The sequence below is a fragment of the Mizugakiibacter sediminis genome (genome assembly GCF_000953855.2).
Taxonomy (GTDB): domain Bacteria; phylum Pseudomonadota; class Gammaproteobacteria; order Xanthomonadales; family Rhodanobacteraceae; genus Mizugakiibacter; species Mizugakiibacter sediminis.
In genome coordinates this window covers 1-20,522 of record NZ_DF970159.1, presented here as the reverse complement: position 1 = coordinate 20,522, position 20,522 = coordinate 1, and the positions used below count along the sequence as shown (strand labels likewise).

21 protein-coding genes are annotated in these 20,522 nt (G+C 71.7%); 6 read left to right on the top strand and 15 right to left on the bottom strand.

Annotation, left to right across the window (positions count from 1 at the left end; genetic code table 11):
• Positions 1-45 precede the first annotated feature (45 nt).
• Positions 46-1,347 (bottom strand): MFS transporter, encoded by a 1,302-nt coding sequence (locus MBSD_RS03285; RefSeq protein WP_062535099.1) that lies wholly within the window; start codon positions 1,345-1,347, stop codon positions 46-48.
• An 11-nt stretch (positions 1,348-1,358) separates the two neighbouring features.
• Positions 1,359-1,838, bottom strand: coding sequence for a glutathione peroxidase (locus tag MBSD_RS03280; protein ID WP_062535027.1), 480 nt, complete (start codon positions 1,836-1,838; stop codon positions 1,359-1,361).
• An 82-nt stretch (positions 1,839-1,920) separates the two neighbouring features.
• Here MBSD_RS03280 and MBSD_RS03275 point away from each other — a divergent pair, with 82 nt between their 5' ends.
• Positions 1,921-2,940, top strand: coding sequence for a bile acid:sodium symporter family protein (locus MBSD_RS03275; RefSeq protein WP_062535025.1), 1,020 nt, complete (start codon positions 1,921-1,923; stop codon positions 2,938-2,940).
• Between the two features lie 2 nt (positions 2,941-2,942).
• Here the strand turns inward: MBSD_RS03275 and cyoE are convergent, their stop codons facing one another.
• From cyoE to MBSD_RS03255, 4 genes are read right to left on the bottom strand one after another with little or no spacing between them, the layout of a single operon-like run.
• Positions 2,943-3,890 carry a heme o synthase gene (gene cyoE, locus MBSD_RS03270; protein WP_062535023.1) on the bottom strand — a complete coding sequence of 316 codons (948 nt, stop codon included), beginning with the start codon at positions 3,888-3,890 and terminating at the stop codon, positions 2,943-2,945.
• Between the two features lie 8 nt (positions 3,891-3,898).
• A complete protein-coding gene (locus tag MBSD_RS03265) occupies positions 3,899-5,050 on the bottom strand; it encodes a COX15/CtaA family protein (RefSeq protein WP_062535021.1) in 1,152 nt (383 codons plus the stop codon).
• Complete coding sequence (locus tag MBSD_RS03260) at positions 5,050-5,598, bottom strand: hypothetical protein (RefSeq protein WP_062535019.1); 549 nt, start codon at positions 5,596-5,598, stop codon at positions 5,050-5,052. The genes MBSD_RS03265 and MBSD_RS03260 overlap by 1 nt, the downstream gene beginning before the upstream one ends.
• On the bottom strand, positions 5,595-6,326 hold the full coding sequence (locus MBSD_RS03255) for an SURF1 family protein (protein WP_062535017.1): 732 nt from the start codon (positions 6,324-6,326) through the stop codon (positions 5,595-5,597). The genes MBSD_RS03260 and MBSD_RS03255 overlap by 4 nt, the downstream gene beginning before the upstream one ends.
• 59 nt (positions 6,327-6,385) lie before the next feature.
• Here MBSD_RS03255 and MBSD_RS03250 point away from each other — a divergent pair, with 59 nt between their 5' ends.
• Positions 6,386-6,601, top strand: a complete 216-nt coding sequence (locus MBSD_RS03250; RefSeq protein WP_062535015.1) for a twin transmembrane helix small protein — start codon at positions 6,386-6,388, stop codon at positions 6,599-6,601.
• A 97-nt stretch (positions 6,602-6,698) separates the two neighbouring features.
• Here the strand turns inward: MBSD_RS03250 and MBSD_RS03245 are convergent, their stop codons facing one another.
• The 6 genes from MBSD_RS03245 to MBSD_RS03225 all read right to left on the bottom strand — a co-directional run bounded on the left by MBSD_RS03245 (position 6,699) and on the right by MBSD_RS03225 (position 11,443).
• Entirely contained in the window at positions 6,699-7,562 is an 864-nt protein-coding gene (locus MBSD_RS03245; RefSeq protein WP_062535012.1) for a cytochrome c oxidase subunit 3, read from the bottom strand.
• Positions 7,563-7,592: 30 nt separating this feature from the next.
• Positions 7,593-8,180, bottom strand: coding sequence for a cytochrome c oxidase assembly protein (locus MBSD_RS03240; RefSeq protein WP_062535010.1), 588 nt, complete (start codon positions 8,178-8,180; stop codon positions 7,593-7,595).
• Positions 8,177-8,305, bottom strand: coding sequence for a hypothetical protein (locus tag MBSD_RS15875; RefSeq protein WP_272898331.1), 129 nt, complete (start codon positions 8,303-8,305; stop codon positions 8,177-8,179). The genes MBSD_RS03240 and MBSD_RS15875 overlap by 4 nt, the downstream gene beginning before the upstream one ends.
• A 62-nt stretch (positions 8,306-8,367) precedes the next feature.
• On the bottom strand, positions 8,368-9,978 hold the full coding sequence (ctaD, locus tag MBSD_RS03235; protein WP_062535008.1) for a cytochrome c oxidase subunit I: 1,611 nt from the start codon (positions 9,976-9,978) through the stop codon (positions 8,368-8,370).
• Between the two features lie 35 nt (positions 9,979-10,013).
• A complete protein-coding gene (gene coxB, locus MBSD_RS03230; RefSeq protein WP_237071734.1) occupies positions 10,014-10,871 on the bottom strand; it encodes a cytochrome c oxidase subunit II in 858 nt (285 codons plus the stop codon).
• 50 nt (positions 10,872-10,921) lie between these two features.
• The gene (locus MBSD_RS03225; RefSeq protein WP_062535003.1) at positions 10,922-11,443 is read right to left on the bottom strand and encodes a DUF2244 domain-containing protein; all 522 of its coding nucleotides are present in this window, start codon (positions 11,441-11,443) and stop codon (positions 10,922-10,924) included.
• A gap of 218 nt (positions 11,444-11,661) precedes the next feature.
• On the opposite strand from MBSD_RS03225, the gene putA reads away from it, so the two are divergent.
• On the top strand, positions 11,662-14,814 hold the full coding sequence (gene putA, locus MBSD_RS03220) for a bifunctional proline dehydrogenase/L-glutamate gamma-semialdehyde dehydrogenase PutA (RefSeq protein WP_114693193.1): 3,153 nt from the start codon (positions 11,662-11,664) through the stop codon (positions 14,812-14,814).
• 31 nt (positions 14,815-14,845) lie between these two features.
• Here putA and MBSD_RS03215 read toward each other — a convergent pair whose 3' ends face one another.
• Together MBSD_RS03215 and MBSD_RS03210 are read right to left on the bottom strand one after the other, a co-directional pair.
• Complete coding sequence (locus MBSD_RS03215; protein ID WP_062535001.1) at positions 14,846-15,175, bottom strand: antibiotic biosynthesis monooxygenase family protein; 330 nt, start codon at positions 15,173-15,175, stop codon at positions 14,846-14,848.
• The gene (locus tag MBSD_RS03210) at positions 15,172-16,221 is read right to left on the bottom strand and encodes an arginase family protein (protein WP_082306446.1); all 1,050 of its coding nucleotides are present in this window, start codon (positions 16,219-16,221) and stop codon (positions 15,172-15,174) included. The genes MBSD_RS03215 and MBSD_RS03210 overlap by 4 nt, the downstream gene beginning before the upstream one ends.
• Before the next feature lie 91 nt (positions 16,222-16,312).
• Here MBSD_RS03210 and MBSD_RS15700 point away from each other — a divergent pair, with 91 nt between their 5' ends.
• Complete coding sequence (locus tag MBSD_RS15700; RefSeq protein WP_062534999.1) at positions 16,313-16,924, top strand: CGNR zinc finger domain-containing protein; 612 nt, start codon at positions 16,313-16,315, stop codon at positions 16,922-16,924.
• An 89-nt stretch (positions 16,925-17,013) separates the two neighbouring features.
• Here MBSD_RS15700 and MBSD_RS03200 read toward each other — a convergent pair whose 3' ends face one another.
• Positions 17,014-18,381, bottom strand: a complete 1,368-nt coding sequence (locus MBSD_RS03200; protein ID WP_062534997.1) for an OmpP1/FadL family transporter — start codon at positions 18,379-18,381, stop codon at positions 17,014-17,016.
• A 183-nt stretch (positions 18,382-18,564) separates the two neighbouring features.
• Between MBSD_RS03200 and MBSD_RS03195 the strand changes: the two genes are divergently transcribed.
• Together MBSD_RS03195 and MBSD_RS03190 are read left to right on the top strand one after the other, a co-directional pair.
• Positions 18,565-18,819, top strand: coding sequence for a YcgL domain-containing protein (locus MBSD_RS03195; protein WP_062535096.1), 255 nt, complete (start codon positions 18,565-18,567; stop codon positions 18,817-18,819).
• 75 nt (positions 18,820-18,894) lie between these two features.
• Positions 18,895-20,522, top strand: a 1,628-nt coding sequence (locus tag MBSD_RS03190; RefSeq protein ID WP_187300544.1) for an ankyrin repeat domain-containing protein, incomplete at its 3' end; no start/stop codon positions are given.

Below are 20,522 nucleotides of genomic sequence, written 5' to 3'. Positions count from 1 at the left end.
GCGGCCGGGCTCCGGTCCGTCGTCCCTGCGGCGGCGACGCCGTGTTCAAAGCGCGGCGGCAACGCCGGCGCGCACGCGCCCTGCGCCGGCGAGGTACAACGCCACCGCCATGCCCAGCGCGCACAGCGCGGCGACATAGTGTGCCGGCGCCAGCGGCACGCGCGCGATCATCAGCGCCACCGCCAGCGGCGTCAGTCCGCCGAACACGGCGTAGGCGAGGTTGTAGGCGAAGGCGACGCCGGAGAAGCGCACCGCCGCCGGGAACGCGCGCACCATCGCCGCCGGCACCACGCCGACCACGCCGACGCAGAAGCCGGCCGCGGCGTACAGCGCGGACAGCCGCTCCGGCACCGCGCCCGCGCCGAGATACAGCAGGTACGTCGCGGCGGCGAGCGCCGCGCAGCCGAGCAGCAGCGCGCGCGCCGCGCCGATGCGGTCGGTCAGCGCGCCGAACGCCACGCAGCCGGCGGCCAGCGCCAGCGTCGCCAGGCTGTTCGCCGCCAGCGCGCGCGCCGGCGCGAAGCCGTACAGCTTCTGCAGCAGCGTCGGCGTCATCAGGATCACCACCACGATCGCCGCGGTCAGCACCCAGGTCAGCAGCATCGACAGCGCGACGGCGCCACCGTGGCCGCGCAGCACCTCGCGCAGCGGCAGCCCGCGCACCAGCGCCCGGCGCGCGCACAGCGCGTCGAACACCGGCGTCTCCGCCAGCCAGCGGCGCAGGAACACGGCGAAGAAGCCGCACGCGCCGCCGGCCAGGAACGGGAGGCGCCAGGCGAAGGCCAGCACCTCGTCCGGCGCGTAGACCTTGTTCACCGCCGTCGCCGCCAGCGAGCCGAGCAGGATGCCCAGCGTCAGCCCGGCGGTGAGCGTGCCGCAGGCGAAGCCGACGCGGCGTTCGGGCACGTGCTCGGCGACGAACACCCACGCGCCCGGCACCTCGCCGCCGACCGCCGCGCCCTGCAGGATGCGCAGCGCCAGCAGCGCCAGCGGCGCGGCGTAGCCGGCGCTGGCGTAGGTGGGCAAGAGGCCGATCAGCAGCGTCGGCACCGCCATCAGGAACACGCTCAGCGTGAACATGCGCTTGCGGCCGCCGCGGTCGCCGAAGTGCGCCATCGCCACGCCGCCCAGCGGCCGCGCGAGATAGCCGGCGGCGAACAGGCCGAACGCCTGCAATTGGCGCAGCCAGTCCGGCGTGTCGGCCGGGAAGAACAGCTGGCCGATCGTCGCGGTGAAGTAGACGAAGATGATGAAGTCGTAGAACTCGAGCGCGCCGCCCAGCGCGGCCAGCGCCAGCGTTTTCAGGTCGCGGCGGTCGAGCGGGCGGTCGGCGGCGCCGGCGTTCATCGCCGCCGCGCTCACAGCATCTTCGCCAGCTGCTTGCCGATGCTCTCCGGCGTGTCGGTGGGCGCGTAACGCTCGATCACGCGGCCCTCGCCGTCGACCAGGAACTTGGTGAAGTTCCATTTGATCGCCTCGGTGCCGAGCAGGCCCTTGGCTTCCTTCTTGAGGAACTTGTACAGCGGGTGCGCGCCGTCGCCGTTGACCTCGATCTTGGCGAACATCGGGAAGGTGACGTCGTAGTTCAACGAGCAGAAGCGCTTGATCTCGGCCTCGTCGCCCGGCTCCTGGTGGCCGAACTGGTCGCAGGGGAAGCCGAGCACCACCAGCCCCTTGTCCTTGTACTGGCGGTACAGCGCCTCGAGGCCGGCGTACTGCGGGGTGAAGCCGCACTTCGAGGCGACGTTGACGATCAGCAGGGTCTTGCCGCGGTAGGCGTCGAGCTTCTGCTCGGCGCCGTCGATGGTGGTGGCGCTGAAGTCGTGGACGCTGGTCATGGCTGCTCCGGGGGGCTGCGGATCGCGCTAGTTAGCCACCGCGGCGGTGGTTTGGGAAGCGCGTCGCTAGAATGCCGGCAGCATGCGCGCCTTCCGCTACCGCCCCGACCCGTTCACGCTGGCATTGCTGGCGACGGTCGGCGTCGCGTCGCTGCTGCCGCCGCGCGGCGCCGCGGCGGCGGGTTTCGATGCCGCCACCGACGCCGCGATCGCCCTGCTGTTCTTCCTGCACGGCGCGCGACTGTCGCGCGCGGCGATCCTCGGCGGCGTCGCGCACTGGCGCTTGCACCTGGCGATCCTCGCCTGCACCTTCGCGCTGTTTCCGCTGCTGGGACTGGCGCTGAAGCCGCTGGCCGGCGCAGTGCTGACGCCCGAGCTGTACGCCGGCGTGCTGTTCCTGTGCGCGCTGCCGTCGACGGTGCAGTCGTCGATCGCCTTCACCTCGCTGGCCGGCGGCAACGTGCCGGCGGCGGTGTGCGCGGCTTCGGCGTCCAACCTGCTCGGCATCTTCCTCACGCCGCTGCTGGCCGGCGCGCTGCTGGCGGCGCACGGCGGCCTGGCCGCGCCGCTCGGCGCGATACGCGACATCGTGCTGTTGCTGCTGGCGCCGTTCGCCGCCGGCCATCTGCTGCGGCCGTGGCTGGGCGGCTGGGCGGAGCGTCGCCGTCGGCTGCTGCGCTACACCGACCAAGGCACGGTGCTGCTGGTGGTGTACAGCGCGTTCGGCGCGGCGGTGGCGGCAGGCCTGTGGCGCGACACGCCGCCCGCCGCGCTGGCCGGCACGCTGGTCGTCGCCGCGCTGCTGCTCGTCTGCGCGCTGGCGTCGACCGCGTGGGCCGGGCAGCGCCTCGGCTTCGCCCGTGCCGACCGCATCGCCCTGCAGTTCTGCGGCTCGAAGAAGAGCCTCGCCAGCGGCGTGCCGATGGCCAAGCTGCTGTTCGCCGGGCAGGCCGGCGGGCTGGGCGCGATCGTGCTGCCGATGATGGTGTTCCACCAGCTGCAGCTGATCGTCTGTGCCGCGATCGCGCAGCGCTACGCGGCGCACGCCGCGCGCGCGCCGACGCCGGCCGAGGCCGAGGAGTCGGCCGACCTCGCCGACTGAATTCAGCCGATGCGCCGGTAGACGAAGCCGCCCTGCAGCGCCGGCGCCACCAGCCAGTGGTCGAGCAGCAGGAACGCGAACAGCGCCATCAGATAGACGATCGAGTAGCCGAACACCTTCATCGCGAAGCGCTCGTCCGGCGGGTTCATCAGGCGGATCGCGTAGTAGAGGAAACCGCCGCCGAGCACGGCCGCGCCGCCGAGGTAGAACACGCCGCTCATGCCGGTGAGGTACGGCAGCAGCGTCACCAGCACCAGCAGCACGGTGTAGAACAGCACGTGCCAGCGCGTGTACTCGACGCCGTACACCACCGGCAGCATCGGCACGCAGGCGCGCGCGTAGTCGTCGCGGCGGAAGATCGCCAGCGCCCAGAAGTGCGGCGGCGTCCACACGAAGATGATCAGGCACAGCAGCAGCGCGTACGGGTGCAGCTGCCCGGTGACGGCGGTCCAGCCCAGCACCGGCGGCACCGCGCCGGCGATGCCGCCGATCACGATGTTCTGCGGCGTGGCGCGCTTGAGGAACGCGGTGTAGACCACGGCGTAGCCGATCAGGCCGGCGAAGGTCAGCACCGCCGTCAGCACGTTGACCCACAGCGCCAGCACCAGCATCGAGGCCGCGCCCAGGATGAGCGCGAACACGATCACCTGCCGCGGTTGCAGCGCGCCGCTGGCGAGCGGGCGGTGTGCGGTGCGCGCCATCACGCGGTCGATGCGCTGGTCGATCAGCTGGTTCAGCGCCGCGGCGGATGCCGACGCCAGCCAGATGCCGAGCGTGCCGAGCAGCAGCGCGCGCCACGGCGGCAGGCCGGGCACGGCGAGGAACATGCCGATCACCGCGCAGAACACCAGCAGCGCGACGATGCGCGGCTTGGTCAGCGCCCAGTACTGGCGGACGACGGCGGTCACGGCGGCGCCAGCATGGGTTTTCGCTGCGGCGGCTGCAAGCATGGCGGACCTCAGGCGGGATCCAGGCGGCGTTGCGTGCGCGCCAGCAGCGCCAGCAGCGCGAACAGCAGCAGCGCGGCGACGGCGTTGTGCGCGGTCGCCACCGGCAGCGGCAGGCCGAGCGTCACGTTGCCGATGCCGAGCGCCACCTGCGCCAGCAGCGCCGCGCCGAGCGCGACGCCGTAGCCGCGCAAACCAGCGCGCGCGGCGCGGTGCGCCAGCCAGCCGAGATAGCAGAACACCACCAGCGCGCCGAGGCGATGCGCCAGCTGGATCGCCGTGCGCGCCGGCAGGTCGAGCACGCCGCCTTCGTAGTTGACGCCGATCTCGCGCCACAGCACGAAGCCCTGGCGGAAATCGGTGGCCGGCCACCACTGGCCGAGGCAGTGCGGAAAGGCCGATCCGCCGTAGCCGCAGGCCAGCGCCGCGTAGTTGGCGCTGGTCCAGCCGCCCAGCGCGATCTGGCCGGCGAGCAGCACGACGCCGAGCGCGACGAAGCGGCGCAGGCGCGCGAACTCCTCGCCGTCGGCGCCGACGCGCGAGAGCCGCAGCGCCGCGTAGGCGAGCAGCGCGAAGGTGGTCAGGCCGCCCAGCAGGTGGCCCATCACCACGATCGGCTTCAGCAGCAGCGTCACCGTCCACATGCCGAGCATCGCCTGGAAGATGATCACCGCCAGCGCCACCACCGCCAGCCGCCAGGGCGCCGCGCGCGGCAGGCGCAGCGCCACCGCCAGCGGCAAGCCGATCGCCGCCGCCGACAGCAGCGCCGATGCCGCGTGCCGGCCGCCCATGTAGAGGCCGACGCCGAGCGCCGCCGCCGCCGCCGCGAGCAGCACCAGCGCGCGCGCCCGCGGCCGCCGCCAGACCGCGACCAGCGCCAGCGTCAGCACCAGCACGCCGAGCGTGCCGGCGATCATGCGGTGGAACTGCTCGCGCCACGGCTTGCCGGCCTCGACCGGACGCGTCGGGAACGCCTCGTTGGCGCGCGCGATCTCGTGCGCGTGCGTCGGCCAGGTGGCCTGGCCGTAGCAGGTCGGCCAGTCCGGGCAGGACAGGCCGGCGTTGGACAGGCGCACGAACGCGCCGAACACGATCACGCAGAAGGCGAACGCGGCGGCGAACCAGGCCAGTTTCGCGGGCAGGGAGAGCGGGCGGCGCGGCATCACTTGATCGCCTTCTGCAGATCCTTGAGCAGCAATTCGGCATCGTAGCCGGCGGGGTACGCGGTCAGCGCGGTGCCGTCGGGCTCCACCAGCACGGCGGCGAGGCTGTCGGCGCGCGCGGGGCGGAACGCCGCCAGCCGGCCGGCGTCGTCGCGGCCGACCGCCCAGCCCGCCAGCAACGCGCGCGCCTGCGCGTCGGCGGGCGGCGCGCCGAGATAGAGCAGGCGCAGCTGCACGTCCTTCTTGTTGATGCGCACGCGCACGGCCTGCAGCAGGGCGAGTTCGCGCGCGCACGCCGCGGCGCAGTCCGGTCCCGGCAACACGGCCAGCGTCCAGCGCGGCCTGGCGTCCTTCCAGGCGTAGCGGCCGCCGTCGACGAGCGTCACCGGCGCGTCGAGCAGGCTCCGCTGCGGCAGCACCGGCGTGCCGTAGCTTTTCGTCCCCGGCAGCCAGCCGCCGCGCACCAGCAGCAGGGCGAGCAGGAACGGGGCGGCGAACACGCCGAGCAGCAACAGCAACTGCAGGCGCGGGCGGCGGGGCGGAGTCATCGCGATGCCTCATCGTTGTCGCGCCGCCGGTGCAGCACGAGGAAGATCACCACCGCGGCGATGGCGAACGAGAACCACTGCAGCGCGTAGCCGCGGTGCCGCGCCGGCGGCATGAAGTCGGGCGTCCACAGGCGCACGTACGGGCTGGCCGGGTCCTTGTCCAGCAGCAGCACGCGCGGATACAGGCGGCGGCCGAGGTCCGCACCGATCGCGTCGAGGTCGATGTAGATGGTCAGTTTCGGCCAGCGCGGCTCGCGCGGCAGCGCGTTGCCGCCGAGCTTCAGGCCGGCGGACGGCGGCGGCGCGTACAGGCCGGTCAGCGTGGTTTCGCCGGCGGGCAGCGGCGGCAGGTCGGGCAGGCGTTGCTGCGCGCCCTGCCGCGGCAGGAAACCCAGGTTGACCAGCAGCAGGGTGTCGCCCGCAGCGGGCGCGAACGGCGCGTAGACGCGCACGCCCACCTGGCCGCCGACGATCTGGTCGTCGAGCAGATACTCGCGCGGCAGAAAGCGGCCGTGCACGCGCACGTGCGGATAGCGGTCGGGCGCCGCGTGGCCGACCACGTCGGCGAAGTCCTGCAGCGGCGCCTGCGCGGCCGCGGCAAACCGTCGCAGCAGCGTTTCCTTCTCGTCGGCGCGGTTGAGCTGCCAAATGCCCAGACGCACGAACAAAACCACGCCGACCAGGGTCAGCGTCAGCGCGAACCACGACGGCCGGCGCAGCCGCATCATGCGGGCCGCGCTCCGCGCCCGGGTATACTGCGCGCCCGCTCACTCGCCGGATTCATGGCATGGCGACCCTGTACAAATACGCGCTGGTGGTCCTGCTGCTGGTGGTGCTGTTCAACCTCGGCCAGGCGCTGTACTTCATGATGACCGACCGCGGCCAGACCAAGCGCACCGTGTGGGCGCTGACGCGCCGCATCGGCCTGTCGCTGCTGCTGATCCTGATGGTGATCATCGGCATCTGGGCGGGCTGGCTGCGGCCGCACGACATCGGCGGCTGAGCCCGCCCTGCGGACCGCGCGGCGCCGGCGCGCCTCCTGGAAACGACCGGGCCGGCTTCGCAGCCGGCCCGTCGCGTTCCTGCGCGCAGCGTCCGGCTCAGAGGACGTACACGAACATGAACAGGCCCAGCCAGACCACGTCGACGAAGTGCCAGTACCAGGCCACCGCCTCGAAGCCGAAGTGGTGCTCCTTGTCGAAGTGGCCCTTGGCGCAGCGAAACCAGATCACCGTCAGCATGATCGCGCCGAGCGTCACGTGCAGGCCGTGGAAGCCGGTCAGCATGAAGAACGTCGAGCCGTAGATGCCGCTCTGCAGCGTCAGGTTGAGGTGCGTGTAGGCCTCGATGTACTCGTGCGCCTGGAAGAACAGGAAGGTCGCGCCGAGCAGCACGGTGGCGGCGAGGAAGGCCAGCAGCTTCTTGCGCTGACCGGCCTTGAGCGCGTGATGGGCGATGGTGATGGTCACGCCGGAGCTCAGCAGCAGCAGCGTGTTCAGCAGCGGGATGCCCCATGGCGCCATCGTCTCGAAGGCGCCGCCGATGCCCTGCGGGCCGTTGGTCGGCCAGGCCGCGGTGAAGCTGCTCCACAGCACGTCGTGGGTTAGCGCGCCGTGGCCCTCGCCGCCCAGCCACGGCACCGACAGCGAGCGCGCGTAGAACAGCGCGCCGAAGAAGGCGCCGAAGAACATGACCTCGGAGAAGATGAACCAGATCATGCCCATGCGGAACGAGGTGTCGACCTGGCGGTTGTACATGCCGCCGATCGACTCGCGGATCACCGTGCCGAACCAGCCGAACATCATCACCAGCAGCACGGCGATGCCGGCGAACATCACCCAGCGCCAGCCGTCGTTGCCGTTGATCCAATGCGCCGCGCCGAACACGGTGGTGAACAGGCCGATCGAGCCGACGATCGGCCACCTGCTGCCGTGCGGGACGTAGTAAGCACCTTGCTGAGCCATGCTGGGTTCCCCGATGGGTGTGTTGCCTGATCAACCCGCCGGCGCCGCGGATTGCGCGGCGCGCCGCTCGGCGAGTTCGTTTTCGTAGAAGGTGTAGGAAAGCGTCAGCGTCTTGATGTTCGCCGGCAGGCGCGGGTCGACGACGAAGCGCACCGGCATGCGCCGCGATTCGCCCGCCTGCAGCGTCTGGTCGGTGAAGCAGAAGCACTCGACCTTGTTGAAGTACAGCGAAGCGGTGTTCGGCGCGACGCTCGGCACGGCGTGGCCGGTGATCGCGCGGTCGGAGACGTTCTGCGCGTCGAACCAGGCCAGCGTCATCTGCCCGGGGTGCACGCTGATGCGCACCTTCTCGGGAGCGAACTGCCAGGGCAGCGCGCTGTTGACGTTGCCGACGAACTCCACGGTCACTTCGCGCGAGGCGTCGACCTGGAACGCGTCGACCTTGCCGGCGCTGGCCGGGCCTTCGTCCAGCTTGATGCCGAGCACGTGCGTGCAGACGATGCGGTAGATCGGCACGCAGGCGAAGCCGAACAGGAACATCACCGCGCCGACCGCCAGCGCGACGCGGATGATGCGCGCGCTGCCGCGCCGCGCGCGCTCGCGCGGATCGGCGCTCATGCGGTCACCCCTTTCAGGATGATCAGCAGGAACAGCGCGACGGCGACGCCGGCCGCGATCCACACCGTGCGGCGCACGCCGGCGCGGCGCGCTTGCGGATCGTGGCTGGCGGGAGTGCGGTTCATCGCTGGCTGCCGAGGTTCCGCCGCCGCTACCCGCCATGCGGGAAGCGGCAGGCTGGCTGTGCTCAGTGCGTCACGTCGCCGTGCGCGAGCGCGCTGTCGTCGATCACCGGCGGCGTCGAGAAGGTGTGGTGCGGGGCCGGCGAGGGCACCGTCCACTCCAGGCCCTTGGCGCCTTCCCACGAGCGCGCGTCGGCCTTGGCGCCGTACTTCTTCGAGTGCCAGAGGATGAAGAAGAACATGATCGGCGTCAGCAGCATGCCGAACGCGCCGATCGAGCTGATGAAGTTGAAGTCGGCGAAGGCGACGTTGTAGTCCGGGATGCGACGCGGCATGCCGGCCAGGCCGAGGAAGTGCTGCGGGAAGAACAGCACGTTGACGAACACCATGCTCCACCAGAAATGGAACTTGGCCCACTTCTCGTTGTACATGCGGCCGGTCCACTTCGGCCACCAGTAGTAGATCGCGGCGATGATCGAGAACAGCGCGCCGGTCACCAGCACGTAGTGGAAGTGCGCCACCACGAAGTAGGTGTCCTGGTACTGGAAGTCGGCCGGCACGATCGCCAGCATCACGCCGGAGAAGCCGCCGATGGTGAACAGGATGACGAAGGCGATCGCCCACCGCATCGGCGTCTCGAACGTCAGCGAGCCGCGCCACATGGTGGTGACCCAGTTGAACACCTTCACGCCGGTCGGGATCGCGATCAGCATGGTCGCGTACATGAAGAACAGCTCGCCGCCCAGCGGCATGCCGACCGTGAACATGTGGTGCGCCCAGACGATGAACGACAGGAACGCGATGCAGGCGGTGGCGTACACCATCGCGCGGTAGCCGAACAGCGGCTTGCGCGCGAAGGTCGGGATGATCTCCGAGACGATGCCGAACGCCGGCAGGATCATGATGTAGACCTCGGGGTGCCCGAAGAACCAGAAGATGTGCTGGTACATCACCGGGTCACCGCCGCCGGCGGCGTTGAAGAAGCTGGTGCCGAAGTACTTGTCGGTGAGCAGCATGGTCACCGCGCCGGCCAGCACCGGCATCACCGCGATCAGCAGGAAGGCGGTGATCAGCCAGGTCCACACGAACAGCGGCATCTTCAGCAGGTCCATGCCGGGCGCGCGCATGTTCAGGATCGTGGCGATGATGTTGATCGCGCCCATGATCGAGCTGATGCCCATCAGGTGGATGGCGAAGATCATGAAGGCGATGGCGTTGCCGCCCTGCAGCACCAGCGGCGGATACATGGTCCAGCCGCCGGCCGGCGCGCCGCCGGCCATGAACAGCGTCGACAGCAGCAGCGCGAACGCGAACGGCAGGATCCAGAACGACCAGTTGTTCATGCGCGGCAGCGCCATGTCCGGCGCGCCGATCATCAGCGGCACCATCCAGTTCGCCAGGCCGACGAACGCCGGCATGATCGCGCCGAAGATCATCACCAGCGCGTGCATGGTGGTCATTTCGTTGAAGAAGTACGGCTGCACCAGCTGCATGCCGGGCTTCATCAGCTCGGCGCGGATCACCCCGGACATGGCGCCGCCGATGCAGACCATGATGAAGGCGAACACCAGATACAGCGTGCCGATGTCCTTGTGGTTGGTGGTGAACAGCCAGCGGTCGAGGAAACCTTCCGGCTTCTCGTCGTGGTGGTCGTGGGTGGCCGCGTGCGTAGCCATGACCTGCACCTCTGTCTAATGCGATCCGGTTCGATTCAACCCTGGCCCGCGCGGGCCGGGACGTTCGCCTGCGCGGTGCGCGCGGCCTGCTCGGTGGCGCCGGCCGCTTCCTGCGCGGCCAGCCACTGCTCGAATTCCGCCTTCGGCACGACCTTGACCACGATTGGCATGAAACCGTGGTCCTGGCCGCACAGCTCGGCGCACTGGCCGCGGTAGATGCCGGGCTCGTCGATCTTGGTCCACTGGTCGTTGATGATGCCGGGGATGGCATCCTGCTTCCAGCCGAGCTGCGGCACCCACCAGGCGTGGATGACGTCGTCGGCGGTGACCACGAAGCGCACCTTGACGCCGGCCGGCAGCACCAGCGGGTGGTCGACGTTCAGCAGGTAGTCGTTGTAACCGTCGGCGTCCTTCGCCGACCACGGGTCGAGGCCGGAGCCGAGCTGGCGGATGCGGTCGCTCTGCGCGTCCAGCTTGGAGATGAAGCCGACGCGGTTGACCGGCTTGCCCTGGTAATCGACGTAATCGTAGCGCCACTTCCACTGATAGCCGGTGATCTTCACCGTCATGTCGGCGCTGCCGGTGCTGGCCATGTAGATCAGCGTCTTCGTCGCCGGCCAGGCCAGGCCGATCAGGATCAGCACCGGGATCACCGTCCACAGCAGCTCGAGCTTGGTGCTGTGGCTCCACTTCTCCGCCACCGCGCCCTTCGACTTCCGGAAGCGCACCATCGCCACGATCATCGCGCCGAACACGACGATGCCGATGCCGACGCACACCCAGAACGCGGCCATGTGCATCGCGTAGACCTTGTGCGAGGTGTCGGTGACGCCCGCGGTCAGGTTGAGCTGCCAGGGCTGCGGGTTGGCCGACGCGACACCGCTCGCGAGCATCCCCGCCGCCGCCATCCAAGCCCCCGCCTTTCGCCAGATGCCGCCAAATTTCATGTCTTGCACCCTGAGTCTGGTGAACCCGTTTGTCGATGCCCCGCACCGGTGCGTTCGGCCAGCAGCGACCGCAGTCGCCGCAGCAGCTCCTCGCGCTCGGCGTCGGCCAGGAACGCGCCGACCTCGAGCTCGCGCCCGTGCGAGGCCAGCAGCAACCGCTGCCGCCCGCGTCCGGGCCGCAGCTGCACGCGCACCCAATAGGATGGGAAGCGCGTCCCCGCGCGCCCGCCGGGGAACGCGCATACCTCCAGCGCATCCGCGTCCAGCGTGATGCGTTCGCCGCGCTCGCCGGCGCGCCAGGCCAGGCCCAGCGCGAACGCCACGGCCGGAATCTCGGCCAGCGCGAACAGCGGCGCGTACACGTTGCCCTGAAACGATCCCAGCCAGGCCGTGCCCAGCGCGGCCGCCGCCAGCGCCAGCACCAGGCGGCGCAGGTGGCGCTTGCTGAGCGCCCGGTTCGGCCGCAGCCAGACCGTCACACGCTCCGCCAACGCCGAAGCCGGCTCCTGCACGATCATGGGGATCACAGCGGGCCCGAAACTGCGTAAGGATAGAGCCCCGGCCGGGCGCGGAGCAAGGACGGCCGGCGCGCGCCCTGATCGCGGTCAATCCGGCCGGCCATGCGACATCCTGCCGCGCGCGCGCCGTTCACTTGGCCCCCATCGGGGCGGCGTCTACAATCGCGCGTTCGCGCCGGCGTCCGCCGCGGCGCGCGCCAACTCCCGAACGAGTGCCCGTGAACGCCGAGATCCTTTCTCCCGAACTGCCCGGCGCCGCCGACGCCGCGCGCGCGCGCATCACCGCGGCGTGGTCGCGCGACGAGACCGAGGCGGTCAACGACCTGCTGGCGCAGGCGGAACTGCCGCCGGCCGAACGCGCGCAGGTGCTCGCCCGCGCCGCCGACCTGGTGGCGCGCGTGCGCGCCAAGGCCGCCGACCAAAGCGCGGTCGAATCCTTCATGCGCCAGTACGACCTCTCCAGCGAGGAAGGCGTGCTGCTGATGTGCGTGGCGGAGGCGCTGCTGCGCATCCCCGACAGCGCCACCGCCGACAAGCTGATCCGCGACAAGCTCGGCGAGGCCGACTGGAAGAAGCACCTCGGCGGCAGCGATTCGTTGTTCGTCAACGCCTCCACCTGGGGCCTGATGCTGACCGGCAAGCTGGTTCAGCTCGCCGAGGAGACGCGCCGCGACTTCGCCGGCGCGCTGAAGCGCCTGATCGCCCGCGCCGGCGAACCGGTGATCCGCCTGGCCGTGCGCCAGGCGATGCGCATCATGGGCCACCAGTTCGTGATGGGCCGCACGATCGAGGAGGCGCTCGACCGCGCCGCCGAGAAGGGTAATGCGGTCTACCGCTATTCCTACGACATGCTCGGCGAGGCGGCGCTGACCGCGCCCGACGCCGCCCGCTACCTCGGCGCCTACAAGGCGGCGATCGTCGCGCTGGGCCGGCGCGGACCGTGGCAGGACGTGCTGGACGCGCCGTCGATCTCGGTCAAGCTGTCCGCGCTGCATCCGCGCTACGAGGTGGCCAAGCGCGCGCGCGTGCGGGCCGAGCTGACGCCGGCGCTGCTGGAACTGGCGCAGCTCGCCAAGGCGCAAGGCATCGGCATGACCGTCGACGCCGAGGAGTCCGACCGCCTGGAGCTGTCGCTGGACGTGATCGGCGCGGTGTTCGCCGACCCGTCGCTGGAAGGCTGGAACGGCTTCGGCCTGGCCGTGCAGGCCTACCAGAAGCGCGCGCCGTTCGTGATCGACTGGCTGGCGGAGACCGCGCGCAGGACCGGGCGCCGCTGGTGCGTGCGCCTGGTCAAGGGCGCGTACTGGGATTCCGAGATCAAGCGCGCGCAGGAAGGCGGCCTCGCCGGCTATCCGGTGTACACGCGCAAACCCAACACCGACGTCTCCTACCTGGCCTGCGCGCGGCGCATGCTCGACGTCGGCAGCGAGTGCATCTATCCCGCCTTCGCCACGCACAACGCGCACACCATCGCCGCGATCCACCACTACGCGCAGGGCCGGCCCTACGAGTACCAGCGCCTGCACGGCATGGGCGCGGACCTGTACGCCGAGGTGGTCGGCCCGGAGCGCCTGAACGTGCCCTGCCGCGTGTACGCGCCGGTCGGCAGCCACGAGGACCTGCTGCCCTATCTGGTGCGCCGCCTGCTGGAGAACGGCGCCAACACCTCCTTCGTCAACCGCGTGGTGGACGAGGACGTCCCCATCCGCGACCTCGTCGCCGATCCCTGCGAGACCAGCCGCGGCTTCGTCTCCAAACCGCATCCGCGCATCCCGCAGCCGGTGGCCCTGTACGGTGAACTTCGGAAGAATTCCATGGGCGTGAACCTGGCCAACGACAACGAACTCAAGGCGCTCGCCGATGCGGTCAACGCTGCACGCGCGCCGTGGAGCGCCGCGCCGCTGGTGCCGGGCGCGAGCAGCGGCGGACCGACCGTGCAGGTGGCCGATCCGGCGAAGCGCTCGCGCACGGTCGGCAGCTGGCAGGCGGCGGACGCCGCCACCGTCGAACGCGCGCTGGCCAACGCCGTCGCCGCGCAGCCGCAGTGGGACCGCCTGCCGGCGGCCAGCCGCGCGGCCATCCTCGAGCACGCCGCCGACCTGCTCGAGCAGCGTCGCGGCGAGTTCATCGCGCTCGCCGTGCGCGAGGCCGGCAAGACCATCCCGGCGGCGATCGCCGAGGTGCGCGAGGCCGCCGACTTCTGCCGCTACTATGCGGCGATGGCGCGCAAGCTGTTCGCGCACCCCGAGCAGTTGCCCGGTCCGACCGGCGAATCCAACCAGCTGTTCCTCAACGGCCGCGGCGTGTTCGTCTGCATCAGCCCGTGGAACTTCCCGCTGGCGATCTTCATGGGCCAGGTCACCGCGGCGCTGGTCGCCGGCAACAGCGTGATCGCCAAACCGGCCGAGCAGACCACGCTGATCGCGTACCAGGCGACGAAGCTGCTGCGCGAGGCCGGCGTGCCGGAAGCCGTGCTGCAGCTGCTGCCCGGCGACGGCGCCACCGTCGGCGCGGCGCTGACCCGCGATCCGCGCGTCGCCGGCGTCGCCTTCACCGGCTCCACCGAGACCGCCTGGGCGATCAACCGCGCGCTGGCCGCGCGCAACGCGCCGATCGCCGCGCTGATCGCCGAGACCGGCGGCCAGAACGCGCTGATCGCCGATTCCTCGGCGCTGCCCGAGCAGCTGGTCAAGGACGCGATCGCCTCGGCGTTCGACTCCGCCGGCCAGCGCTGCTCGGCCGCGCGCGTGCTGTTCGTGCAGGACGACATCGCCGACAAGGTGATCGCCATGCTGGCCGGCGCGATGGACGAGCTGAAGGTCGGCGACCCCGGCCTGCTGTCCACCGACATCGGCCCGGTGATCGACGCCGACGCCTGCAGCGTGCTCGCCGCCCACGCCGAACGCATGCGCGGCGAGGCGAAGCTGATCAAGGAAGTGGCGCTGCCGGCGGAATGCGCCGAGGGCACGTTCTTCGCGCCGCGCGCCTACGAGATTCCCTCGCTGGACGTGCTCAAGCGCGAGGTGTTCGGCCCGGTGCTGCACGTGATCCGCTGGAAGGCCAGCGAGCTGGACCGCGTGATCGACGCGATCAACGCCACCGGCTACGGCCTGACGCTCGGCATCCACAGCCGCATCGACGCCACCGTCGAGCACATCCAGAAGCGCGTGCGCGCCGGCAACTGCTACGTCAACCGCAACCAGATCGGCGCGGTGGTCGGCGTGCAGCCGTTCGGCGGCGAGGGCCTCAGCGGCACCGGGCCCAAGGCCGGCGGTCCGCACTACCTGCTGCGCTTCGCCACCGAGCGCACGCTGACCATCAACACCACCGCCGCCGGCGGCAACGCCTCGCTGCTGACCCTCGGCGAATGAACGCGCGCCGCGCCCCGGCGGGCGCGGCGCCTCACCAGCGCAGCGGCAGCGCCGGATCGCGCTCGCCGCGCAGCTCGAAGTGCTGCACGCGCGGCTCGAAGGCGAGCAGGAAACCCGCGTCCTCCGGATAGTACTTGGCGCGCGCGATGTCCGCGCCGGCGAAGGCGCGGATCGCCGCCTCGGACTCCCAGAACGTCAGCGTGTAGAAGTGCGCGACGGCGCCGTCGACGCGCCGCAGCACCTGCGCGGACAGGTTGCCCGGAACGCTGCGGTAGTCCGGAATCGCGCGCGTCTCGAGGAAGGCGAGATAAGCGTCGGCCGCCGCCGCCGAGGTGGTGCCGTGCCACAGCCGCGCGATCATGCCGTCGCTGACGTTTTCGCGGCGATGCGGCCCGCCCGCGCGAACGCGCGCTGCAGCAGCCCGGCCAGGCGCTCGGCCAGCGCGCCGTCCGCATCGAGGTCCGGATCGAAGATGGTCAGCTCCATGCCCGTCGCGCGCGGCGAGGCCAGCGCGGCGGCCAGCGCGTCTTCCAGTTCGGCCAGCGTCATGCCGCCGGGATCGGGCGAATCGACCGCCGGCATCGTCTGCGGGTCCAGCACGTCGACGTCGAGATGGATCCAGAAGCCCTGCAGTTCCGCGCGCTCCAGCACGGGCAGCGCCGCACGCATCGCCGCGGCGGCACCCTGCGCGCGCACCGCCTCCAGCGGCCGGCGCGTGAACGCCGCGCGCTCGAAGCGTTCGGTCTGCACGACGTCCGGCGTGCCGTAGTCGCGGTAGCCGAACACCACCACGTCGCGCTCCTCGAAGTAGGGCTTGCGGCCGTCGATGGCGACCAGCGTGTCGGGGCCGTGGCCGGTGGCCAGCGCGAGATCCATGCCGGCGGCGGTCAGCGGCCGCGCGTCGCGCGGGAAGTAGAAGTCGCTGTGGCCGTCGATGAACAGCAAGCCGTAGCGGCCGCGCCGCCGCAGCGCCAACGCGCCGCCCAGCAGCACGCTGCAGTCGCCGCCCAGCACCAGCGGGAAGCGGCGGCGGTCCAGCACCGCGCCGATGCGCGCGGCGAGCCGCGGCGTGTAGGCGGCGAGGTTGGCGCCGTTGCGGTAGCCGGTGGCGGGATCCGGCGCCGGTGCGTAGGCCGGCGCCGGCACCGCGCCGCCGTCCTCGGCGCCGAGGCGCGCCTGCAATCCGCGCGCGCGCAGCGCCTGCGGCGCGCGCCAGGCGCCCGGCACGTGGCCCGGCCGCAGGGGGCGCAGGCCGAGGTTGGAGGGCGCGTCGATCAGCACCGGCCCCGGTCCGGCTTGCGCCCGCGCGGGCGCGCCCGCGCCCAGCCAGGCCAGAGCGGCGACGGAGGCGCCGAGCAGGCGCCGCCGCGCGGCGTCGACGTGTTCTTGCGGGTTCCGGGAGGCCATCGCGCTAACCGCCTATATGCAATTCGGCGGTTATGATGCGCCAGCCGTCATAACCTGTCAAACTGAATTCACCGGTTAGCGAGCCCTGCGCATGAGCCTCCAACCCGCGGACATCGAAGTGGTCGGCGGCCGCCTCTGCCTCGATTTCGTCAACACGCGCCATTCGCACTTCGATCCGCAGCCGCGCGACTACCTCGGCGACTACGCCGACCTGCTGCGCTGGGCGCAGGACTGCGTCGGCGCGCTTTCGCCGGCGCAGGCGCGGCGGCTGGCGCGCGCGGCCCGCGCGCATCCGCGCCGCACCGAGGCGACGATGGCCGCGGCGCGCGCGCTGCGCGACCGCCTGTACCGGGTGTTCGAGGCGGCCGCGCGCGGCGCGGCGCCGGACCGCGCCGATCTCGACGCGCTGAACCGCGCGCTGGCGGAAGCGCTGGCGCACCGCCGGCTGGCGCCGGATGCGGGCTGGCAATGGCGCTGGGAACCCGAGGACGCGCTGGAACTGCCGCTGTGGCAGGTGCTGGCGTCCGCGGCGGAGGTGCTGACCGGCGACGACCTCTCGCGACTGAAGCAGTGCCCGGCGCCGGACGGCTGCGGCTGGCTGTTCTACGACGTCAGCAAGAACCGCTCGCGCCGCTGGTGCAGCATGCGCACCTGCGGCAACCCGGCCAAGGTGCGCCGCTTCCAGCAGCGGCATCGCGCCTAGGAACGCGCGCTCGTCGGAAAGAAAACCCCTCCCCGCGCACGGGGAGGGGCTGCATGCGTGACGCCACCGCCCGTGCGGGCGGCACCGGCTCAGAACACGAAGCGGCCGGACACGCCGAACAGGTCGCCCTTGTCGGAGAACTTGCCGACCAGGTGGTCGCCCGTCGGGCTGGTGTCGTTGATGCTGGCGTCGCTGACGAACAGGTGCGAGTAGCCGAGGTTGAACTCGGTGTTCGCCGTCGGCTTGTAGCCGAGGCCCAGCGAGAGCCACTTGCGGGTGTTGTCCGGCACGCGCGGATCGCGGGTGGCGTCGCGGGTCGGCGTCTTGTCGTAAGCCACGCCGGCGCGCAGGCTCAGCTGGTCGCTCAGCGCATACTCGCCGCCGAAGGACACGAACCAGGCGTTCTTGTAGTCGAACACCTCGGTGCTGTTCGGCTGCGCCGGGTTGTCGTAGTCGACCACCAGCGTCTGCAGCGAGTCCCACTTGGTCCAGCCGAGGTCGGCGCCGAGGCCGAAGGCGTCGTTGACCTTGTGCCAGTAGCTCAGTTCGGCGTAGGCCGGCGTGTCGAAGTCGGCCGTGCCCTTGGTGTTGGTGAACAGGCCGGCGGTGAGCGGGTTCAGCGCGAACACGCCGCGCACCTGCGCCGGCACGGTGAATTCGGCGTTGCCGGTGATGGTGTGGTTGATCTTGCTGCGGTAGCTGGCCGCCAGGGTGTCGGCGTCGGAGAGCCGCCAGTAGGCGCCGACCTGCCAGCCGTAGCCCCAGTCGTCGCCCTTCAGACGGCCGTAGCCGTCGGCCGACTGCGGCAGGAACAGGCCCGGCGGCACCGCCGGATTGAGCGCGAGGATGGTGCCGAAGTTGATCGCCTGGGTCAGCTCGGCGCTGGTGCGCTGCGCGATCGCGCTGAAGCCGAGCGCGAACTTGTCGGTGACGTCGTAGGACGCCGAGAACACCGCGTCCAGCACCTTGATGTCGGACTTCACCGCCTGGTAGCGGCCGACCCAGTCGCGGTCGTATTCGGTCTTGAAGCCGTACGGCGCGTGCACGCCGACGCCGAGGTGCCAGCGGTCGCCGACCTGGGTGACGAAGTCGAACGCCGGCACCGGGATCAGATCGCCGGCGTCGCCGCCGTTGCCGCCGGTCAGCGGCCGGCCGAGCGCGTCGGTACCGCCGCCGCTGAACTTGGCGCTGACGTTGATGGCGGTGATGTCGGCCTGGAACTGCGTGCCCTTCAGCGCGCTCATCGCCGCCGGGTTGTTGGAGACCACCGCGGCGTCGTCGCCGGCGGTCTGCGAGCCGGCGTAGGCGCGGCCCATCGACTTGACGTCGTTCTCCTTCAGCTGGAAGCCCGCGGCGGACGCCTGCTGGGACAGCGCCAGCGCCCCGAGCACGGCGGCGGCGAGCGCCGCGACGGCGAGCGGGCGGAAGCCCGGCCGGGTGCGGTTGTTCTTGGTCATGCGTGACACTCCTGGTTTTTCCCCTGATGCGTGGTGACGGTGCCGGGGCAGTCCGGCGCGCCATACGGTCGAGCATGGACGCGGGGCAGCACTTTGGACGGGCCGTGCCGGGGATGCAAGTGCGGGTGCAGCATGCGCGACCGGTTGCCGCGCGCCGGCGCCCGCGCTGCTAAGCTCCCGCGCATGCAAGCCTTCGTCTACAAGAGCCTGGCCAAGGCCGACACCTACGTCTACCTGCGCGAGCGCGACGGCTTCGGCGCGCTGCCGGCCGCGCTGGCGCAGATGCTCGGCGAGCTGCGCTTCGTGCTGGCGGTGGAGCTGACGGCCGGCCGCAAGCTCGCGCGCGAGGACGCCGCCACCGTGCGCGCGAACCTCGGCGCGCGCGGCTGGCATCTGCAACTGCCGCCCGGCAAGGCGCTCGACGCCGTCGACGATTAACGGCACGTTACCGCGCCGGCGGGGTTCGCTTCGTATACTCGCGGCCATTTCGTGCCGACGAACGTGCCCTTCCCCATGCCGAACGCCAAGCCGCGCCGCCGTCCGCCGCTCACGAAATCGCTGCCCTACTTCCTCCCCGCCCTCGTCTGCGTCGCCCTGGCGGCGCTGGCGGTGCATCCGCTGGTGCTGATCCCGCTGCTGGCCGCCAACACGCTGGCGCTGGCGGCGGTCTGCCACGCGATCGGCTTCGAGCCGGAGCCGGACTTCCGCTCCACCGTGCTGCGCCGCGGCGCCGCGCACCTGGTGCTGTTCACCGCCTACGTGGCGCTGGTGCTGCTGCTGGTGGCCTGGCCCTTGGTCACGCTGACCCGCGCGCCCTCGCTCGCCGGCACGCTGCTGCTGTCCACCGCGCTGGTGGTGGCGCTGGCCGCGCTGTGGCGGCTGTGGCCGGCGTTCGGCCTGCTGGTGCTGTGGGACGACGCCTTTCCCGAGCCGGGCGAGCGTTCGTGGATCTTCACCGCGATCGCGCGCAGCGTGGCCTTCGCGCGCCACCTCGCCACCGACCAGGAGCACCGCTTCTTCACCCACTTCCTGCCCACCGCGATCGCGCTGCTGGTGCTGGCGTTCGGCGCGCTGGCGCTGACCGGGCTGTACGGCGTGCTGCCGCAGGAACTGCGCACTGCCGCCCTGTTGCTGTACGGCCTGGCGGTGCTGCCGCTGGGCGGCCTGGTGATCGCCGACCGCACCCTGCGCGCGCTGCTTTGCGACCGCCGCCGCGCCCGCCACGGCGGCGGCGCGAAGGCGCACGCCGGCACGCCCGGCGCGGCGCCGCCGGTGCGGCTCAGCCCCGCCGAGACCCTGCCCGGCGCGCGCGAGGCGGCGCTGCTGGAAGCCGCGCGCAACGGCCAGACGGAACGCGCGCTGGCGCTGCTGGAAGCCGGCGCCGACGCCAACGCCGAGCCGGAGCCCGGCGCGCGCGACCGCCGTCCGCTGCTGGTGCTGGCCGCGCTGCTGCCGGACACGCGCCTGCTGCGCGCGCTGATCGCCCGCGGCGCCGACGTCAACCGCGCACGCGACGGCCTGACCGCGCTGCTCGCCGCCACCCGCGACAGCTACCACGGCCGCGCCGAGGCGGTGATGACCCTGCTCGCCAACGGCGCCGATCCGGCCGCCGCCGACGTCGAGGGCAACACCCCGCTGCACGGCGCCGCGCTCAGCGCGGACGCCGGCGTCGCCGCGATGCTGCTGGACGCGGGAGCGCCGCTGGACGCGCTGAACCGCGCCGGCCTGAGCCCGCTGGCGGTGGCCTGCCGCGCCGCCAACTGGCCGCTGGTGCGCTTCCTGCTCGAGCGCGGCGCCAAGCCGGAACCGGCACGCGGCGAACCGGCGTTGCTGGCCGCCGCGTCGATCGCCGAGGACGACCCGACCGGTCTGCGCCTGCTGCTCAAGCACAGGGCGCGCGTCGACGCCGCCAACGCGCTCGGCCGCACCGCGCTGATGCACGCCGCGCTGGAAGGCCATCGCGAATGCGTGCGCGTGCTGCTCGCCGCCGGCGCCGATCCCGCGCGCGCCGACCAGCACGGCACCACCGCGCTGATGGAGGCCGCGCGCGCCGGCGCCGCCGGCGTGATCGCCGCGCTGGCCGAGGCCAAGGCCTCGCCGGCGCCGCGCGACGCGCACGGCCGCGACGCGCTGGCGCTGGC

Coding starts and splice junctions, on each gene's coding strand:
- MBSD_RS03250 (WP_062535015.1), top strand. CDS start 6,386: ATGGCGACCCTGTACAAATACGCGCTGGTGGTCCTGCTGCTGGTGGTG.
- MBSD_RS15700 (WP_062534999.1), top strand. CDS start 16,313: ATGAGCCTCCAACCCGCGGACATCGAAGTGGTCGGCGGCCGCCTCTGC.
- MBSD_RS03275 (WP_062535025.1), top strand. CDS start 1,921: ATGCGCGCCTTCCGCTACCGCCCCGACCCGTTCACGCTGGCATTGCTG.
- MBSD_RS03200 (WP_062534997.1), bottom strand. CDS start 18,381: ATGACCAAGAACAACCGCACCCGGCCGGGCTTCCGCCCGCTCGCCGTC.
- ctaD (WP_062535008.1), bottom strand. CDS start 9,978: ATGGCTACGCACGCGGCCACCCACGACCACCACGACGAGAAGCCGGAA.
- MBSD_RS03210 (WP_082306446.1), bottom strand. CDS start 16,221: ATGGCCTCCCGGAACCCGCAAGAACACGTCGACGCCGCGCGGCGGCGC.
- MBSD_RS15875 (WP_272898331.1), bottom strand. CDS start 8,305: ATGAACCGCACTCCCGCCAGCCACGATCCGCAAGCGCGCCGCGCCGGC.
- MBSD_RS03195 (WP_062535096.1), top strand. CDS start 18,565: ATGCAAGCCTTCGTCTACAAGAGCCTGGCCAAGGCCGACACCTACGTC.
- MBSD_RS03255 (WP_062535017.1), bottom strand. CDS start 6,326: ATGATGCGGCTGCGCCGGCCGTCGTGGTTCGCGCTGACGCTGACCCTG.
- MBSD_RS03225 (WP_062535003.1), bottom strand. CDS start 11,443: ATGATCGTGCAGGAGCCGGCTTCGGCGTTGGCGGAGCGTGTGACGGTC.
- coxB (WP_237071734.1), bottom strand. CDS start 10,871: ATGCTCGCGAGCGGTGTCGCGTCGGCCAACCCGCAGCCCTGGCAGCTC.
- MBSD_RS03260 (WP_062535019.1), bottom strand. CDS start 5,598: ATGACTCCGCCCCGCCGCCCGCGCCTGCAGTTGCTGTTGCTGCTCGGC.
- MBSD_RS03280 (WP_062535027.1), bottom strand. CDS start 1,838: ATGACCAGCGTCCACGACTTCAGCGCCACCACCATCGACGGCGCCGAG.
- cyoE (WP_062535023.1), bottom strand. CDS start 3,890: ATGCTTGCAGCCGCCGCAGCGAAAACCCATGCTGGCGCCGCCGTGACC.
- MBSD_RS03285 (WP_062535099.1), bottom strand. CDS start 1,347: ATGAACGCCGGCGCCGCCGACCGCCCGCTCGACCGCCGCGACCTGAAA.
- MBSD_RS03240 (WP_062535010.1), bottom strand. CDS start 8,180: ATGAGCGCCGATCCGCGCGAGCGCGCGCGGCGCGGCAGCGCGCGCATC.
- MBSD_RS03265 (WP_062535021.1), bottom strand. CDS start 5,050: ATGCCGCGCCGCCCGCTCTCCCTGCCCGCGAAACTGGCCTGGTTCGCC.
- MBSD_RS03245 (WP_062535012.1), bottom strand. CDS start 7,562: ATGGCTCAGCAAGGTGCTTACTACGTCCCGCACGGCAGCAGGTGGCCG.
- MBSD_RS03215 (WP_062535001.1), bottom strand. CDS start 15,175: ATGATCGCGCGGCTGTGGCACGGCACCACCTCGGCGGCGGCGGCCGAC.